This is a genomic window from Geomonas subterranea, from assembly GCF_019063845.1.
GTDB classification, from domain to species: Bacteria; Desulfobacterota; Desulfuromonadia; order Geobacterales; family Geobacteraceae; genus Geomonas; species Geomonas subterranea.
Map to the genome: position 1 here is coordinate 3,308,099 of NZ_CP077683.1, position 17,042 is coordinate 3,325,140.

Here is a 17,042-nt window from a genome sequence, read left to right on the forward strand (position 1 = left end):
CAAGATAAAGGTTGAGAACTCAGATCGAGATACATTCGAGACGGAAAAGTGAAAAAGGGGACGCCATACGGCCTCCCCTTTTTTATTACGCGGTCCCTGGCTGGCAGCCGCCAGGGTTTCCTCATCTCAGTCTTTATCTACTTTGTCACCACGCAGTCGATGATGGCGTTGATCCTGCGGTTCTTGGCACGTCCTTCGGCCGTGCTGTTGTAGGCAACGCGCCTGGTGTAGCCGTATCCCTTCGCGGTCAGGCGCCCCTTCTCGATGCCGAAGTTGTCGACCAGGTACCGCACGGCGCTCTCGGCGCGCTCGCGCGACAGCTTCATGTTGTACTCATAGCCACCGACGTTATCGGTATGCCCTTCGATGATCGCGGTGGTGGTCGGGTACTTCTTCATGTAATCGGCGACCTTCGCCATTTCGTCCTTGTACTGCGGCTTTATGTCCGCCTTGCCGGTGTCGAATTCGACCACCAGGGCCATGCACAGACGCTCGGGAGGCTTAACCTCCTTCACGTCGAAGGCGCAGTCGATGATCGCCTCGATGCGTCGGTTGGCCTGGCGTCCCTCGTCCGTCGCATTGGACGCCACCGGGCGCGCCATGCCGAAGCCGCGCGCCTCGAGACGCGAGCGGTCGATGCCGCAGTTGGCGACCATGTAGTCGACAACAGCCTGGGCGCGACGCTTGGAAAGGTCTAGGTTGTACTCGGGGGTTCCGACGTTGTCGGTGTGCCCCTCGATGACGGCGGTGGTGGTGGGGTACTGCTTCATGAACTCACACACCGGAGCGATCTGTTCCTTGTCCTCCTGGCGGATGGCGGCCTTGTCGATGTCGAATTCGCCATGCAGGGTGACGCAGTACTTGTAGTGGCCAGGCGTCGGCTCAGCCGCCGGGACCACCTCCAGGGGGGGCTCCTCAGCGGGAGCCGGCTGCGCCACCGGTGCCGGTTTTGCTACGGCCGCGGGGGCCTCCTTGACACCGCCGAACACGAAGTCCAACCCGACGCTGTACTCGAGGTTGTGGAAGGATTCGCCATCCTCCCTGAGGATGAGATGCCGCAGGTCTCCCCTTAGCGCCATGGCTTCAGTTAGGAAGTACTTTACGCCAGCACCGTAGTTGAAGGCGGAACGGGTGGTCTCGAACGGCCCGGATGCTTCACGGGACTGCCCGCCATAACCGGCTGCGACGTAGGGGACCAACTGCCGGTCCGGCATGAAGTGATAGAGCATGTCGAGGTGGTAGTTGTAGGCATCCAGGTCGCCGATGTTGCTGTTTCTCTTGCCCTCGGTGGGGACATAGTCGAACACAGCCTCCAGGCCGAAGTGCCGGGTGAAGTTGTAGCCGCCGCGCAAACCGAAGGCGGGGGCTGTTTCCAGGTGTTCCTTGCCGATGAAGGTGTAACCGCCAACAAAGGGTGAGAGGGAGAAGCTTTGTGCCTTGATCTCGGCGTGTGCCTGCGGGAGCAGGGTGAACAACAATGCGGGAACCAGAACAAGCAACAGCAGGTACTTTTTCATCTGACACCTCCTCTGTTTGTTTAGGCTTCTAGTTGTGTAGCGTTCTTACTTCACGTCGTGCGGTTCGTTCAGTTCCTACTGCTCCGACGTGCAATTGGGGCAGCGGCTGGCATTCACCGGGATCATGGTGCAGCAGCGCGGGCACTCCTTGGTCGTCACCGGTGCAGCCGGCGCCGGCTGCAGCCTGTTTATCTGGCGCACCAGAAGGAACAGGGCAAAGGCGATGATTACGAAGTCGAAAATGGCGTTCAGGAAAAGGCCGTAAGCCACCACCGGCACGCCCGCAGCCTTGGCTTCCGCCACGGAGCGGACGGGGGTGCTGGAAAGGTTGATGAACAGGGAGGAGAAATCCATGTTGCCGAGGAGTTTTCCGATGGGCGGGGTGATGATGTCTGCGACGAAAGAGCTGACCACTTTGCCGAAGGCCGCGCCGATGACGACTGCAATTGCGAGATCAAGGACATTTCCCTTCAACGCGAACTGCTTGAATTCCTTTAACATTCTTGTAAGCCCTCCTTGTTAGAACGATAGCAGCCAAATCACAATGAGAAAGGCTACCACCCTTTACACGGGGCGCAAGAAAGCCTGCCCCTTTTTTGCCCGGTTGAAGGGGCGGGGCAGGCCGTTGTCTGGTTCCGGGGAAAAAGAGGAAGTCAGAAGAACGATACAGGTTGTCTCGTGAGTAAGAAGTCCTGGTCAGCCTCCGGCTAACCCGCTGAACTTCAACTGCAGGAGCAGGCAATGCCGCTCGCCTTGCCGAAGGCCTCCCTCCCCTCCTTGAAGCTGAACCAGGCGATGCCGAGTGCTCCGGCCGAGTCGAGCCAACCGATGCCGGTGAGATAATAGCCGGCGCTGGAGACGAGCAGGATGACGGAAAGGTAGAGACAGACCCTGGTGCAGGCGGCGTCGGCGAGGATAGCCTGGGAACCGAGCTCCTTCCCCACCTTCACCTTCTGTTGTATCAACAGCCACATGGAGAGTATGGAAACCAAGGAGACGACGATCCCCCAGAAGGTGGTGGCGGGGGCGTGGTGCTGAAAGGCGTCGTAGACGGCGGTACCGAGCAGACCGGCAGCGAGCAGGTAAAAGCCGCCGCCGGTGATCCTGAGCGCCCCGCGCTCGAACTGGTCGGGCGCTTGGTCGGGGTTCTCCCGCTGGCGGCGCACCATGTGCCATATCCCCGCCCCGGACACCACCTCGACGAAGGAATCGAGGCCGAAGCCGAAGAGCGCCAGTGACTCGTCCTCGAAGCCGAACCAGGCCGAGACGACCCCTTCGAGGACGTTGTAGAAGACGGTTATGAAGGCCAGCAATTGCGCAGCCCGATACAATTTTTGAAGTCGCGTGTTCATCGTGGTCCTTTCGCCGCTGCTGCGAATAAAACATTGCGGGTTTTGAATATATCCCGGCCGTCGCTGCAAAGTCAACCGTGGCGCGCAAACACGAGATGAACCCGAGCGGGGGTGACCCGACTGTCGCCAGGCTAAACCACGGATTTGACGGAGCTCTTAATAGGGGGATCGGGGAGAGCCTAAAAAATGAAATTTTCGGAGGGAACGCCTGCAGAAATATTATTGACAGCCAAAAACCGCTATGCTATACACGTAATCTCTTCGCGGCACAGGGCGAAGAAAACCAATATTCCCGAGTAGATCAGTCGGTAGATCAGCGGACTGTTAATCCGTGTGTCGTAGGTTCGAGTCCTACCTCGGGAGCCAAATTATTCAAAGGGTTACAGCTTTTAGCTGTGACCCTTTTTGCTTCATAGGTAACACATAGGTAACTTCAGGTGATGTTTCACGCGAACCTGCTCCCCCCTGCTCCCCCGAATGCCCCAAACCGGTTCCTATAATCTATCCAGTAAAAAAATCTTTATCCTTAGTGTGGGCCATGGTATTTTCTCACGCAATACCAGCAGAGGCTAGGGGAGAGGTCTATCATGAATAACGCGAGCTTCGAATTGTTCGTAAGGCTTGTAAGGCAAAAGCATCAGCAGTTAGTTTCCAACCTCAATACAGTTTTAGAAAAGTTGTCTGGAGAGGATGCCCAAAGTAAGACCGCCTCTGCTGAAGCTATGTCCTTGACAGCCAAAGATTTACGGGGGTTGATGGCAAATGAGGATATCCCTAACTGGTTAAATCAAACTATTCAAAGTTTGACTAATTATACAAGCGGACAATGGAATGGATACAACCTCCTTGTCTCGCTTATAAATCTTAAAAGCCAAATTGAGTCCTATGCTTTTGTCTTCGAAAACCAGAAAGAGGTCGGATTTGATTTTGATGCAATATATGAGCACTTCAAAAATGAAAGCAGATTGCCTGAGCTTTTTGAAGAGATAATCAGAATTTTAGAGGAAATACAGAGTAGTGGCGCAGTAGATAGTGTAACCATGCTGTCAGCACTTGAAAAAGTGATTGCTACTATCAGAAGAGGTAAAGGCGGCTCATATCTTTCTATGATAAGCTCTTGGAATTTCCTTATGAGTTTTTTGAAGAATTATATGTGGGGGGAGCTTTCAAAACTTCCAGTAATCGGGACAGCTATGGAAGCACTCGAAAAGACCATAAAAGAAGCTGATGAAGAAATGGAGAGGCTTCATCAGAAGGTAGAAGCTGATGCAAGGCGTGTAGTGGAGACCGAGGTGAAAGCGCTGGCGGGAAAAGCGCAATTCCCTGGGATTACTTATAGAAGTACTGGCGGCCTGATAACACACCAGCCAGATGCAACGATTACTACAACCTCTACTATAGCCTAGGACCTGCAATGAGTTCAGTTGAGACGACCGTTTCATGCATGCATTGCGGCACCGACCTACCTGAACAGACAGCCCCATTGCCTGGGGACCGCCCCCCCTGCCCTGAATGCGGTTCAATGGCTCGCACCTTTCACGTCCACATTACCGAGACTGTTACCGTTTTTCAAAAGATTGGTACAAAACACAAACGTCCCGGAAAGAAAAAACCTATCTTTGAGTCTGTTACAGGCGATGACCTCCACCGTGCGACCGGCAGATGGAACAAACTGACTCGTCAAATCGACAGGGAAAACGATCACTACAGGGAGATCATATTTGATCCCGAGACGGGCCATATCATACGAGAATGCGACGAACCCCTAAGTGAGCATGTGGGAAGGGGGTCAGATAAGCCACAGTTGAATGACCCGAGTTGACTGTCCCAAACAGAGAAGGGGCCAGTCTCCCGGCCCCTTCTCAATCCTTCTCCTGCTCTTGTCGGCTACGCTGCCAGCAGCACCAACGCCCCATCCTCGATGTCCCGCCGCTCAAGCTCCGCCTCACAGGCTGCATAAAGCTCTTTGTCCCCCTCACCCAACGCCACCCACCGGAAATCTGCCAATTCGTAGCGCGACATCTGCGTTAACTTGGTTCCCATCATGCCCCTCCATGTGCAATATCATTGAATTGAACAACTGCAACGAGTATCGCACAAAGCCGTCTACAACACAAGAAAATTCAACAAAATCAATCACTTAACAACTAGGTTGTTTCGGTGACTCAACCAAGTTGCGCCCCCCCTCCCTACCCCCGGACCCCCAAAACGCCCCCGGCGAGTTCCTGTGAAGTCATTACCGGTATCCGGTCCAAAACAGCCCGAAAAGCCGTTGTGTGAAATCCGACGGTCCCTCTCAACGAGAGTCCCCGTCACCGCAGCCGCACTACTACCTCGCCTCAAAATAAATTTTGCAAATTAGCAGGCACCATGATATAGCGAGCGTTCAGGCACAGGTACGGCTTGGACTGTAGCATCAGACATGATAGGAAGGCACTATGGTAAGGTCGGTAATTCTTTGGTTGATACTCGCAACAACTGTAAGTAGTCCCTCTACTACAGAAGCTGCCATAGGCGACTTTATGGCCACAAAAGCATGGGGGACAACTAACGACCGCGCCACAAAAGCCCCAGCCAAGAATAATAACCGTGCCCCTAAAGCCTCCGCCACAGATAATAACCGTCCTGCTATCAAAGAATTGAACAAGTGGGCTGCTGGCACTATAGTATTTAACCCGCAGCCAGCAATGACACTTTATGAGTGGCACAGCTTTGACGTGATAATTTCACCGGTGAAATACAGCAAAGCTCTCCTTGAGAAGTTAGTCAGAAGCCTCAGAAGACCCACCTTCGTTCAATACACCTCTGTCAATCACGTTACCAGCAAAATGAAAATTCAACTTTCTGGTGGCCATCCAGACGATTTTGATATTACGCCAAAAGAACCTGTGGTGTTGGATATAGTTCAAGCCGCAAAGCAAGACTTCTCAGTTATGCCTTTGAAAGGTGGGCTACTTAATCTTTACCTAAATGTGAAACCGGTAATATATGACAGAGTGACCGGCAAGGAAACTACAATCAATGGTCTTGACGAACTTAACAGGAAGATCGAGGTAGAAGTCACAACAGTTGGATCAATAAAACGATATTCACCTTATGTGAAAGATTATTGGACAGTCATTGCATCTATTTCAGGCGTCTTTGCGATAGGTGCCGGCTACGCTTGGAGAAAACGAGCCGAGATTTTCAGCTTCATCAAGCGATTTAGGAGCTAGCGAAGCAAGCAAACCAACCACAAGCCCAAAGCTTGTGTACCAGAAGGCTGATGGCCTGTTCACGTCCAAAGGAGGGCAAAAGGACTGCAAATCCTTCACGGCCCGAAGGGGCATAACCCGCACAACCTCTATCTGGTTATCTTTATAGTCTTAAGAGACTGTAAGTCTCTACTATAGTCCTCTCGGTACTATAAGGTCTGATTGGTAATGTGAATGTAGGGCAGGAAATTACGGCGCTGACAGCCACGATGTCTTGCATTTCCCACATGCGCGACGAATACCTATTAGAGGTTTCACTGCTCTCTGAGGTAACACCGCTAGGGGGATCGTTACGCTATCCTGAGATGCCGTGCGGCCATAGCCACTTCTGTCTTCTCGTCTTCCGTGTAGAGGTCAGGGTTCGCTTCCATCTCTTCCAGCATCGCCTTGACCCTTGCCACTCGTTCTTCTCTCGGTCTTGGTGTCTGCTGCTTCTCCGTAGTGGGCATCATGCCTACCCCTCCAGTCGTATCAAGTAGCTCCTTTTTCGGCAGGAGCAGGCAAAATCCTCCAGTAGCGATTGCAACTATGGCCCACTGTACTAAAAGCCTTTGAATATCAATACGGCCAAGCGTCTCGTAACTGGAACTTAAGGTGGGTCTGGTATAGCTCGGCGGGGTTGCGATGAAAACATACCCAAGATCTTTGGTCACAGTTCGGTATTCACCTGCTTTGTAAGTGATAATCCACGGTGGGAACATACCGATCAACACGACCAACGCGATTCCTGCGGCAAGACCCTTTTGTTGGTTCAGCGAGCCCAGCGAAAACATTCTCCGAAACGAAGTTAACATGCGCCCCCCCTATGAATACCTGAACGTGCACCTAGATTATCGAAAGGCATACATATTGACAAGATATAATTGGCTTATGCTTATGGCTTTGAGCAGGTACAAGAAAGCCGGCCCTCAATAGAGAACCGGCCCCTGGACCTTCCGCCACTGTTTCTGTGAATTGCGAGTAAACAGCCCCTTAAACAACCCCTCCTCGCCCACCCCTTACCTCGCTATTCCTCCCCCTCGGTTAACGCCCCTCATCAGGCGTCTGCTTCGCAAAAAGCACAGGGTGTCACTGATTGACGGCCTCCTTGGCAACGTTTCTCTTGGCGGCCCTCGCGGCCTCTCGCTCCTCCCGCCTCTTCATCCAAGCGTTGAAAGACTGCTCCGTTGCAAAGACAGCGTGTTCGAGCTTCACCCACTTGAGGGGTAGGATACCTTTGTTGCGGCCACAGTAGAGGTAATTGGTGGTGAGGCCACTTCTTGCCGCCATCTGTGGTATCGAAAGTAAGTTCTTCATGATCCAGACTCCTTGTTTCCCCTTCACCAGGGGCTAGATTAATGTGGGCAGTTGAGGTGCCACCGCCCGGCTAGGTTAGACTTCCCATGCCCTTTTGGGGCCGTTGTAGCCGCTGGCAGATTCGTCAACCTCATCCTCCCACCGTCTACCAGTGAGCCAGTTGGCAGGATCGGGGATGTATCGGGTTCCCTCATCGAGGCCCGTCCAAACCGTGCCGTGTTGCAGGTGCACGGCATCAACGATGGCCTGACATAACCCCTCGTCCGGTTGGATTGCTGACCATGCCTCCTCTGCCTGCTGTCGCTTTACCTTCTTTGGGTACACCTTCCAGAACCGAAGAAACCCTTCGACCGGCGCACGCGGGGTGCTTGTTGTTTTTCCCTTCTTCCCCTTTTTTACATCTTCCCTTTCTTGTTCGGGGACTGTTTTCGGGTCCGGCTTCGCGCCGTTTTCGGGTCCGTCTTCAGTGCCGTCTTCGGGTCCGCCGAATTGGTAGCGGTCGTAATTAGTGATGGTAATAAGAGAAGTTGCAGCTACGTTTTTCAGGGCCGTCTCTCTGGTGATCATCTCCCGTTCTTTAAGCTCGTTCAGGAAACGTTTTACCTTCCCTTCGCTCCAGAGCCATCTTGCAGCAAGGGCATCCTGCGAGTACCCGACTTGGCCCCGCTTTACCTTGACCGCGATGCCCCGTCTGCGGATCATGCCCGACTTGTGGTTGGCGAGGAGAATCAAATCAACCCAAGCCTGCCCCCTTGTAAATGGTTCACTCCGCCAAAGGTCATGCTCCTGAAGCGACCTGTCCACCATTATCCAACCCATACGCCCCCCTGCATCGCTTTACGAGCCTGCCTGTAGAGCCACGCACGGCAGGCGGCAAAACGTTTGACGGGTTGATGAAGGGCGCCAGTGGAATAGGCCAGGGCGATGTACTGGTGCTCCTCGCTCGCCTCGAAGGCGAAGCTAACCAGACTGTTGCCCGACTGACGGTGGATGTTAGGGCGGGTCCCAGTACCCGCCATGATGGCGGCGGCTTGGTCGAGGTCGGTTGTCTGTAGTTGCTCTGTCGGTCTCATGCTGCCCCCCCTACGCCGCGTGGTCGGCTTCGGTGGTTGACCCGAACGCCTCAAGGCCGGCGATGTAGGCGGTAACATCGCTGAAGCGATACCTGACCGAGCGTCCGATCTTAACGAACTTCGGCCCCTGGCCTTTGAGGCGCCACTGCTCAACCGTCGATTTGGCCGCACCGAGCATAGCCTGTACCTCGGCCTGCCTCAGAAGACGATCACCGTGAGGTTGTGCCGTTGCTGCGCGGGGGAGTTGAGTGACATTTGGGTTATTCTTCATTCTTGTAAACCTCCGTAACGTGAACCTACTGAACATCACATAACAGTGCACAGTTGTGGATAGAACCACACAGTAGTTATTCAAGTCAAGTTACAGAGGCATTTTCTTTAAACGCAAAAAATCCGCGCCTACATAGTAAGTGCGGATTCTTCAGATAGGATCAAGCTTTTTCCAGATACAAAGTTGTAAACAACTCACGATGCTAGAATTGTTAACGTGGGGCGGTGGCCTCCGATGGATGCCTTTCATACGGGAACTTTGTATCCGCCTGCCGCTGCCGCCTCTTCTCCGCAAGGTTGATGACGCCCGGATTGGATTCTGCCGGGGTCGGTTGTTCATAAGGGCTCCATGCGTGGGCCGCAAACATCAAGGTGTCCGTAACTCGCTGCATGAGGGGGCGGAGCTTTTCGACATTTTTGACCACGTACCCTGCGGTAACATCGTTGGTATTGGCCGCATGGTTCAGCAAACGCTTCAGTTCATAGTAGCCCACAACGCCGTCGATCGCGCTTGTATAAGACCGCCTCATGTCGTGCAGGGTGAACTTAACGCCCGTTTCGTCCATCACCTTGAGCATCTGCTTCCTCGGCTCGACTAGATGACCATGCTTCCCAGTCCCCGGAAAAACGAAATCGTTTTCACGCAGAGCCGCACGCCGCTGGAAGATTTGATAGATGAAGTCACTCATGGGGAGAGGCAAGGGCTTTCCGTTCTTGGTCTTGGTGAGGACAAAGGTTCGCTGCCCCATGTCTACGTCCGACCATGATAGTGATGCCGTCTCTGTGCGCCTAGCGCCAGTGAAGAGGAGCAACAAGAGGTAGTCTCGGATGGTCGGATTGTCCAGCCTGTTGACACTGGTGAGCCATTTGGGGAGATCGGCTTCCGCGACAATGCTGTCTCTCCGTTCGACCTTGAACCACTGGCGCGTGTTCGACAGTCGCTTGACGGGGTTCACGGGCAAGGTGTCATCCAAAAGTTCGTTGGCAAAATTGTAGACCAGTCGCAGGGTACGCATGGTGTTGTTTGCGGCGGCCTTTCCCTTCTGAGAAACCTTCAAGTGCCGTTGCGCCACCATGTCCTTAGTAATTTCCCCAATGGGCTTACTCATCCAGTCAGAGAGGTACAGCCTGAAAAGGTCGCGGTAGGTGGTGACAGTGCGCGGCTTCAACTCCTGCCGGGCCATGAAGTAGCTCTCAAGCATGTCCCCGAGGCTGACGCCTCGCTCCCGGTTCTGTGCTTTCTCGCGGTTGATGTCGATGCCTTTGTGTAGTTCCGAGAGGGCGTCTATGGCGGCGGCGCGTGCGTTCTCAGCGGTAAGGATGCCATGCTTGCCGAGCGTCACCCGTGTTAACTTCCCGTTCACGCGCTTCATCACGAAGTATGCCTTGCTCGTATGTGATACGCGGACGCCAAAACCTTTCAGGTCTGAATCCCAGTAGTCAACCTGCTGGCCTTTCTGCGCAAGCGGCAGTCCATCGACAGACCTCTTCCCGATCTTGATCTTCCCCTTTGCATCTGCCATGTCCGCCCCCCTTTGAATTGCCATCCTATCAACAGGTAACACATAGGTAACACAATAAAGGTAACACGTCAATACAGCACACAACTACAACAGATATAAACACTTGATATTTCATAGGTCACAACACTCCACATCAACACACGCAATACAGACCCTCAAACTGTTAATCCGTGTGTCGTAGGTTCGAGTCCTACCTCGGGAGCCAAAAATTCAAGGGTCACAGCGCAAGCTGCGACCCTTTTTCATTTACTCCCTCCCCGGATGCTCCTTCCCCCTTCACGGCCCTTTTATTTTCAGTACCTGCGCTCGCCGTACCCGCCGCGGTCATCATAATGCCTGCCGCCGCGACCGTAGCCATCATCATGCCACCAGCACGGGCAACACCCCGACAGCAGCGTGACAAGGAGCAGCAGCCCCACCGATATCCTTATCTTCTTCATGATCATTTCTCCTTCACTTCGGCACCCTTCGCAACCTCCATTGTAATCCAAATGACCAGGTTATTGACAATTTCCAGCCACCCCATCCCGCCCCATCCAAGCTGCATCACTTCACTCTCCACCGCTTGACATGCCGCGAGGCATGACCTATAGTCAAATCTGACCATGAGTCAACTTTAAGGAGAACCGTGATGAGCAGCGTCACAAAGCAGAATCCCCCCCCTGCCGACCGCCCCTCAGGACGCAGGGCGAAAAGGAGCGAGGAAACCAGGCAGCGGATCTTCCGGGCCGCGCTCGGCCTCTTCGCGGAGCGGGGGTTCAACGCTACCACCATAGAGGCGATCACCGCCGCCGCTGACGTGGGCAAGGGAACTTTTTTCAACTACTTCGAAAACAAGGAAAGCGTCCTGCTCGAATACCGGGAACTGCAGATGGAGCGGGTGGCGGAGTTCGTCACCGCGCACCGTGATTCGGACCGTCCGCTCGCGCCGCTTTTGCTGCAACTGGCACTGACGCTGACTGCTGAGCAGGAAAAAGGGCCCGGGCTGATCCAGAGCCTCATGACCGCCGTTTTCGGCAGCGAGACGGTCCAGAAGCGGATGGCGGAGGCGATGGAGGGCAACATCCGGCAGCTCTCGGCCCTCATGGCGCGGCGCCAGCAATCGGGGGAGATCCGCTGCGACCTCGATGCCTTCAGCATCGCTCAGTCGTTCCAGCGCATCATTTTCGGCACCATGATCACCTGGTCGCTCAACCCGGTCGATCCCCTGGAGGAGAACCTTAAGAAGAGCATCCAGCTCTTCGTCGACGGGGCCCGCTCCACGTAGCAACAAAGGACACGCCATGATCACAAACGCCTTGAAACTGTTGACCGTATCCCTCCTGCTGGCTCTGGCGGGGAGACAGGCGTGCGCCCAGGACTCCCCTCCCCTGGCGCTGTCGCTGGACCAGGCCATCACCCGCGGGCTGGAGACGAACTTGAACGCGGTGCTGGCGAGATCCAGGGTGAACGAAGCGGAAGGGACGCGGGAACGCAGGGTGGCCGGTTACCTCCCGCACCTGCGCATCGAGACGCCGTTCGCCTGGCAGACCCGCAACCTGCGCGCCCAGGGGATCAGCCTCCCCAACTCCCCGGCCGTGGTCGGTCCCTTCACCAGCTATGACTTCCGCATCTACGGCGAGCAGAACATCCTCGACCTGCAGAGCTACCACGCCATCAGGGCGGCCGAACAGGAGAAAAAGGCGCGGCTCGACGACTACCTGGATGCGCGCGGCGAGGTGATCCGGCTGGTCACGGTGCAGTACCTGAATGCCGCCTACGCCGAGGCCCGGGTGGCGACGGCGCGAAGCCGGGTGCAGACCTCGGAGGCCCTGGAGAAACTGGCCCGGGACCAGCGCGCGGCCGGGGTGGCCGACGGCCTGGACGTGCTGCGCGCCCAGGTGCAGCTTGCCAACGACCGCCAGAACCTCCAGGTGACCGGGAACAACGCGCAACTCGCCCTGCTCGCCCTGGCCCGCAGCGTCGGCATCGACCTGGGCACCCCCATCACCCTCACCGACAAGCTCGCCTTCAAGCCCCTGGAACCGCCGCGGATCGAGCAGGGGATCGAGGCCGCGCTGGAAAGCCGCCCCGACTACCGCTCGCTCTTTTCCCAGCGCGCCTCCCTGGAGGAGCTGGTGAAGGCCTCCCGCTCGCGCTACCTCCCGAAGATCGTGGTGAGCGGCAACTACGGCACCAGCGGCCAGGAGGTGAGCAGCCTCGATCCGAGCGGGATGCTGCAGGTCAACATGGTGCTGAACCTGTTCGACTACGACCGCAAGGGTGAGCGCCTGGAACTGGAGAGCCGCCTCGAGCGCAACGCCCGGCAGGTGGCCGACCTGAAACTCGGGGTGGAGCAGGACATCCGCGCGGCCCTGTTGACTCTGGCTTCCGCGACTGACCAGGTGGCCACCGCGCGGGAAGGGGCGCAGCTCGCCGAGCGCGAACTGCAGTACGCCGGCGACCGCTTCAGAAACGGGGTCGCCAACAACATCGAGGTGGTCACGGCGCAGGAAGCGCTGGCGCGGGCTCGCGACAACGAGCTCAACGCGCTGGCGCAGCACGCCGAGGCGAAGATAGCGCTCGCCCGCGCCTTGGGCGACACGGAAAAGGTGTACCGGCTGTTCCTGGGCATCGAATAACTGCGAGGTCACGCACGCCATGAAAAGAAAACTGATCCCGATCATCCTGCTGGTCGCCGTCGCAGCCGGCGCCGGATACTTCTTCACCCACCGCGCCGCTAAGGATGCCGGCGCCACTTCGGTGACGCTCTCCGGGAACATCGAGGCGCACGAGAGTGTGCTCGGGTTCAAGGTTCCCGGTCGCCTGACGGAACTGCCGGTCGAGGAGGGGGAGCTGGTCAAGGCGGGAGACATCCTGGCAAGGCTCGACCAGAGCGATTACCGGCAGCAGGTGCAGATCGACGAGGCGGGCGTGGGGACACGCCAGGCGGAGCTTGGGCTCGCCACTGCCGGGAGCCGTCCACAGGAGAAGAAGGCGGCGCACCAGTCGGTCTTGGACGCCCAGGCGGACTACGAGCTGAAAAAGCACGACCTGCAGCGCTACCAGGCCCTCTACGAGAAGGACGAGGTGTCGGCGCAGGTGCGTGACACGGCCTCCGCCGCGCTGAAGCGAAGCCAGGCGGCCCTGGAGCGGGCGAAGCAGAACTACGACCAGGTGCTGGAGGGGGTGCGCAAGGAGCAGGTGGAGATCAATCGCGCCGCGGTCCGGTCGGCGCGCCAGGCGCTGGAACTCTCCCGGATCAAGCTCTCCTACACCACCCTCCAGGCCCCCATCTCCGGGGTGGTGCTGGTGCGCCAGGCCGAACTGGGCGAGGTGCTCGCCGCCGGGGCGCCGGTGGTGACCATCGCGGACCTCGACCACCTCTGGATGCGCGGCTACCTGAGCGAGACCGACCTCGGGAGGGTGAAGCTCGGCCAGGTCGCCACGGTCAAGACCGACACCTATCCCGGCAAGTCCTACCGGGGACGGGTCTCCTTCATCTCGTCCCAGGCCGAGTTCACCCCCAAGTCGGTCGAGACTCACAAGGAGCGGGTGACCCTCGTGTACCGCATCAAGATCGAACTCGAGAACCCGGGGCACGAGCTGAAACCGGGGATGCCGGCGGATGCGACCTTCTCCGTGGCGCCGGCCAGGTAACATGAGCGGCGGGGAGAACACCATAGAGCTCACCGGGCTCACCAAGTCCTTTCCGGGGGTGCGGGCCGTGGACCGGCTGAGCTTCGCCGTCCGGCGCGGCGAGATCTTCGGGCTGGTCGGCCCGGACGGCGCCGGCAAGACCACCACCATGCGCATGCTGGCGGGAGTACTCCCCCCCGACGAGGGAAACGCCACCGTGGCCGGCTACGACCTGCGCCGCGACGCCGAGCGCGCCAAGCACCACATAAGCTATATGCCGCAGCGCTTCGGGCTTTACGAGGAGCTGACCGTGGACGAGAACATCCGCTTCTACGCGGACCTCTTCGGGGTGCCGCGCCGGGAGCGGGAGGAGCGCTCCGTGGAACTGCTGCAGGCGGCCGGGATGGCGGAGTTCCGCTCCCGCCTCGCCGGGAAACTCTCCGGCGGGATGAAGCAGAAACTGGGGCTTGTCTGCGCGCTGATCCACACCCCGGAGGTGCTCCTGCTGGACGAGCCGACCAACGGGGTCGACCCGGTGTCGCGGCGCGACTTCTGGCGCATCCTCTACACGCTTTTGGACCAGGGCGTTACCATCCTCACCACCACGGCCTACCTGGACGAGGCCGAGCGGTGCCACCGCGTGGCGCTCCTGCACGAGGGGCGCATGCTCTTTTGCGACACCCCCGCCAACCTGAAGGGCTCGCTTCCCGGCGCCGTCTTATCCATCGTCTGCGCCGAACCGCGCCCGCTCCGGGACCTGTTAGCCGGGATGGAGGGGATCTCCACCGTCATGATCGTGGGGGACGGCCTGCACCTGGTGGTCAGCGACCCGCAGCGCATGATCCCGGAACTGCGCACCCGCATCGCCGCGGCCGGAATATCCTGCGACGCCATCGAGCAGGTCCCCCCCTCCATCGAGGACCTCTTCGTCGAGGCGGTGCAGCGCGAACAGGCCGGACCGGCCAACCAGGGGGGCGGGCGATGAACGGGACGCCCCCGGCAGTCGTGGTGCGGGACCTGGTGAAGCGCTTCGGCGACTTCGTGGCCGTGGACAACATCTCCCTCGAGGCGAGCCCGGGCGAAATCTTCGGGTTTCTCGGGCCCAACGGCGCCGGCAAGTCCACCACCATCAGGATGCTGTGCGGCCTGTTACGGCCGAGTTCGGGACAGGCGCTGGTGGCCGGACTGGACGTGGCGCGCGAACCGGAGCGGGTGCGGCAGAATATCGGCTACATGTCGCAGAAGTTCTCCCTGTACAACGACCTGAAGGTGATCGAGAACCTGCGCTTTTTCGCCGGGATGTACAGCGTACCGGCGGCCGATCTCACGGAGCGCATCGACTGGGCCATCGACATGGCGGGGCTCTCCGGCCGGGAGCAGCTCCTCACCGGGACCCTCGCCGCGGGATGGAAGCAGCGCCTGGCCCTGGGCTGCGCCGTGCTGCACCGCCCCCCCATCGTCTTTTTGGATGAACCCACCTCGGGTGTCGACCCCATCTCCCGGCGGCTCTTCTGGGAGCTGATCCACCGCATGGCCGACGACGGGGTGACCGTCTTCGTGACCACCCACTACATGGATGAGGCGGAGTACTGCAACCGCCTGGTGCTGATCGACCGCGGCAGGATCGTCGCCTCCGGATCGCCGCTGGAATTGAAGGAAAAGAGCATGGCCGGGGATCTCCTCCTCGTGGAATGCGACCAGGTGGGGAAGGCCCTTGAGGAATTGCACGGGGCGCCGGGCGTCACCGACGCCGCCATTTTCGGTAACGCGTTGCACCTGGTGGTACCTTCCGCGCAGCGCGCCATCCCGCAGGTGCAGGAGTTCCTCGCCGCGCGCGGCATCCAGACAACCCGCATCGAGCGGATCCGCCCCTCCCTGGAGGACGTCTTCGTGGCGCTCACCACCCTGAACAGGGATGCAGGGGACACGGAAGGGAACTGGGATGAAGGGGATACAACCGGGGCAACCGGGGCAACCGGTGGGGAAAAGGGGCAACCATGAACTGGAACAGGCTCTGCGCCATGGCACGCAAGGAAATGATCCAGATCCGGCGCGACGCCCGCAGCATCGGCATCGTCATCGCCATGCCCATCGTGATGATGTTCGCCTTCGGCTACGGCGTGAGCTTCGACACCAAACACATCCCGGTCTACGTCTACGACCAGGAGAAGAGCCAGCAAAGCCAGGACTTCCTCAAACGGTTCCAGGCCTCGGTCTACTTCAAGGTGGTAAAAACGGTGGCAAGCTACCCGGAACTGGTGCAGGCGATCGACAAGGGAGATTGCCAGATCGGCCTCGTGGTCCCTCCCGACTTCTCCAGGAAACTCCGCTCGGGGCAGAAGGTGAGCATTCAGGCGATTTTCGACGGCACCGACAGCAACAGCGCGAGCCTGGGGATGAGCTACACCGAGGCGGTGGCGCAGGCGCACTCCCAGCAACTCCAGCTCGAATGGCTGCAGGGGCGCGGACAGGGGGAGGCGCGGCTTCCCTTGAGCGTCGACGCCCGGACCTGGTTCAACGAGAACCTGGAAAGCATGGTCACCATCGTCCCGGGCGTGGTGGCCATGGTGATGGCGGTGGTCGGGACCTTCCTCACATCACTCACCGTGGCACGGGAATGGGAGCGCGGCACCATGGAGCAGCTCATCTCGACGCCGGTGACTCCCTTGGAGATCATGCTCGGCAAACTCGCACCCTACGTGGCGATCGGTCTCGCCGACACCACCCTCTGCGCCATCATGGGGGTATGGTGGTTCGGCGTCCCCTTCCGCGGGCACATCTGGGTCTTCCTGCTGAGCACCTTCCTGTTCCTTACCGTGGTCCTTTCGCTGGGGTACTTCTTTTCAGTAGTCGCCAAGACGCAGCTCGCGGCGAGCCAGATCTCGCTGATCGCCACCTTCCTCCCCGCGTTTCTCCTGTCCGGCTTCGTGTACCCGATCGACCAGATGCCGGCGATGGTCCAGGGCATCACCCACATCGTGCCCGCCCGCTACTACATGGCGATCCTGCGCAACGTCTTCTTGAAGGGGTCGCCCGTCCTTACCATGTGGCAGGATTTCCTGGGGCTCGCCATCTTCGCGGCCCTGCTGGGGCTTGCCGCCACGCGGGTCTTCCGCAAAAAACTCGCCTGAGGGGAGAG

Annotated in this window: 19 protein-coding genes and 1 tRNA gene; 9 read left to right on the forward strand and 11 right to left on the reverse strand. The window is 58.2% G+C overall.

Annotated elements, in window-relative coordinates:
* Positions 1 to 137: 137 nt before the first annotated feature.
* From KP001_RS14380 to KP001_RS14390, 3 genes are all read right to left on the reverse strand, one after another.
* Positions 138 to 1,517 carry an OmpA family protein gene (locus tag KP001_RS14380; protein WP_217286294.1) on the reverse strand — a complete coding sequence of 460 codons (1,380 nt, stop codon included), beginning with the start codon at positions 1,515 to 1,517 and terminating at the stop codon, positions 138 to 140.
* Positions 1,518 to 1,592: 75 nt separating this feature from the next.
* Complete coding sequence (mscL, locus tag KP001_RS14385; protein ID WP_217286295.1) at positions 1,593 to 2,018, reverse strand: large conductance mechanosensitive channel protein MscL; 426 nt, start codon at positions 2,016 to 2,018, stop codon at positions 1,593 to 1,595.
* A 221-nt stretch (positions 2,019 to 2,239) separates the two neighbouring features.
* The gene (locus KP001_RS14390; RefSeq protein ID WP_496197180.1) at positions 2,240 to 2,830 is read right to left on the reverse strand and encodes a cation efflux transmembrane domain-containing protein; all 591 of its coding nucleotides are present in this window, start codon (positions 2,828 to 2,830) and stop codon (positions 2,240 to 2,242) included.
* A gap of 329 nt (positions 2,831 to 3,159) precedes the next feature.
* Between KP001_RS14390 and KP001_RS14395 the strand changes: the two genes are divergently transcribed.
* Positions 3,160 to 3,235, forward strand: a tRNA-Asn gene (locus KP001_RS14395).
* A 221-nt stretch (positions 3,236 to 3,456) separates the two neighbouring features.
* Positions 3,457 to 4,275: a hypothetical protein gene (locus KP001_RS14400; protein WP_217286297.1), complete on the forward strand. Its 819-nt coding sequence runs from the start codon at positions 3,457 to 3,459 to the stop codon at positions 4,273 to 4,275.
* Between the two features lie 481 nt (positions 4,276 to 4,756).
* On the opposite strand, the gene KP001_RS14405 is transcribed toward KP001_RS14400, so the two are convergent.
* Positions 4,757 to 4,912, reverse strand: a complete 156-nt coding sequence (locus tag KP001_RS14405; RefSeq protein ID WP_217286298.1) for a hypothetical protein — start codon at positions 4,910 to 4,912, stop codon at positions 4,757 to 4,759.
* Between the two features lie 395 nt (positions 4,913 to 5,307).
* On the opposite strand from KP001_RS14405, the gene KP001_RS14410 reads away from it, so the two are divergent.
* Positions 5,308 to 6,084 carry a hypothetical protein gene (locus KP001_RS14410; protein ID WP_217286299.1) on the forward strand — a complete coding sequence of 259 codons (777 nt, stop codon included), beginning with the start codon at positions 5,308 to 5,310 and terminating at the stop codon, positions 6,082 to 6,084.
* Between the two features lie 329 nt (positions 6,085 to 6,413).
* Here the strand turns inward: KP001_RS14410 and KP001_RS14415 are convergent, their stop codons facing one another.
* From KP001_RS14415 to KP001_RS14445, 7 genes are all read right to left on the reverse strand, one after another.
* Positions 6,414 to 6,917, reverse strand: coding sequence for a hypothetical protein (locus tag KP001_RS14415; protein ID WP_217286300.1), 504 nt, complete (start codon positions 6,915 to 6,917; stop codon positions 6,414 to 6,416).
* Positions 6,918 to 7,191: 274 nt separating this feature from the next.
* Positions 7,192 to 7,419: a hypothetical protein gene (locus KP001_RS14420; protein WP_217286301.1), complete on the reverse strand. Its 228-nt coding sequence runs from the start codon at positions 7,417 to 7,419 to the stop codon at positions 7,192 to 7,194.
* A gap of 75 nt (positions 7,420 to 7,494) precedes the next feature.
* Positions 7,495 to 8,238, reverse strand: coding sequence for an LvrA C-terminal domain-related protein (locus tag KP001_RS14425; protein WP_217286302.1), 744 nt, complete (start codon positions 8,236 to 8,238; stop codon positions 7,495 to 7,497).
* Positions 8,226 to 8,492: a hypothetical protein gene (locus KP001_RS14430; RefSeq protein ID WP_217286303.1), complete on the reverse strand. Its 267-nt coding sequence runs from the start codon at positions 8,490 to 8,492 to the stop codon at positions 8,226 to 8,228. Before KP001_RS14430 ends, KP001_RS14425 begins: the two co-directional genes overlap by 13 nt.
* A gap of 10 nt (positions 8,493 to 8,502) precedes the next feature.
* Positions 8,503 to 8,763, reverse strand: a complete 261-nt coding sequence (locus KP001_RS14435; protein WP_217286304.1) for a helix-turn-helix transcriptional regulator — start codon at positions 8,761 to 8,763, stop codon at positions 8,503 to 8,505.
* A gap of 211 nt (positions 8,764 to 8,974) precedes the next feature.
* Complete coding sequence (locus tag KP001_RS14440; protein ID WP_217286305.1) at positions 8,975 to 10,285, reverse strand: tyrosine-type recombinase/integrase; 1,311 nt, start codon at positions 10,283 to 10,285, stop codon at positions 8,975 to 8,977.
* A gap of 293 nt (positions 10,286 to 10,578) precedes the next feature.
* Positions 10,579 to 10,725: a hypothetical protein gene (locus tag KP001_RS14445; protein ID WP_217286306.1), complete on the reverse strand. Its 147-nt coding sequence runs from the start codon at positions 10,723 to 10,725 to the stop codon at positions 10,579 to 10,581.
* A 191-nt stretch (positions 10,726 to 10,916) separates the two neighbouring features.
* Here KP001_RS14445 and KP001_RS14450 point away from each other — a divergent pair, with 191 nt between their 5' ends.
* The 6 genes from KP001_RS14450 to KP001_RS14475 are packed head-to-tail and all read left to right on the forward strand — an operon-like array spanning position 10,917 to position 17,034.
* A complete protein-coding gene (locus KP001_RS14450; RefSeq protein ID WP_217286307.1) occupies positions 10,917 to 11,552 on the forward strand; it encodes a TetR/AcrR family transcriptional regulator in 636 nt (211 codons plus the stop codon).
* 16 nt (positions 11,553 to 11,568) lie between these two features.
* Positions 11,569 to 12,906, forward strand: coding sequence for a TolC family protein (locus tag KP001_RS14455; RefSeq protein ID WP_217286308.1), 1,338 nt, complete (start codon positions 11,569 to 11,571; stop codon positions 12,904 to 12,906).
* Between the two features lie 19 nt (positions 12,907 to 12,925).
* On the forward strand, positions 12,926 to 13,924 hold the full coding sequence (locus KP001_RS14460; protein WP_217286309.1) for an HlyD family secretion protein: 999 nt from the start codon (positions 12,926 to 12,928) through the stop codon (positions 13,922 to 13,924).
* A 1-nt stretch (position 13,925) separates the two neighbouring features.
* Positions 13,926 to 14,888 carry an ABC transporter ATP-binding protein gene (locus KP001_RS14465; protein ID WP_217286310.1) on the forward strand — a complete coding sequence of 321 codons (963 nt, stop codon included), beginning with the start codon at positions 13,926 to 13,928 and terminating at the stop codon, positions 14,886 to 14,888.
* Entirely contained in the window at positions 14,885 to 15,904 is a 1,020-nt protein-coding gene (locus KP001_RS14470; protein ID WP_217286311.1) for an ABC transporter ATP-binding protein, read from the forward strand. The genes KP001_RS14465 and KP001_RS14470 overlap by 4 nt, the downstream gene beginning before the upstream one ends.
* Entirely contained in the window at positions 15,901 to 17,034 is a 1,134-nt protein-coding gene (locus KP001_RS14475) for an ABC transporter permease (RefSeq protein WP_217286312.1), read from the forward strand. The genes KP001_RS14470 and KP001_RS14475 overlap by 4 nt, the downstream gene beginning before the upstream one ends.
* Positions 17,035 to 17,042: the final 8 nt, after the last annotated feature.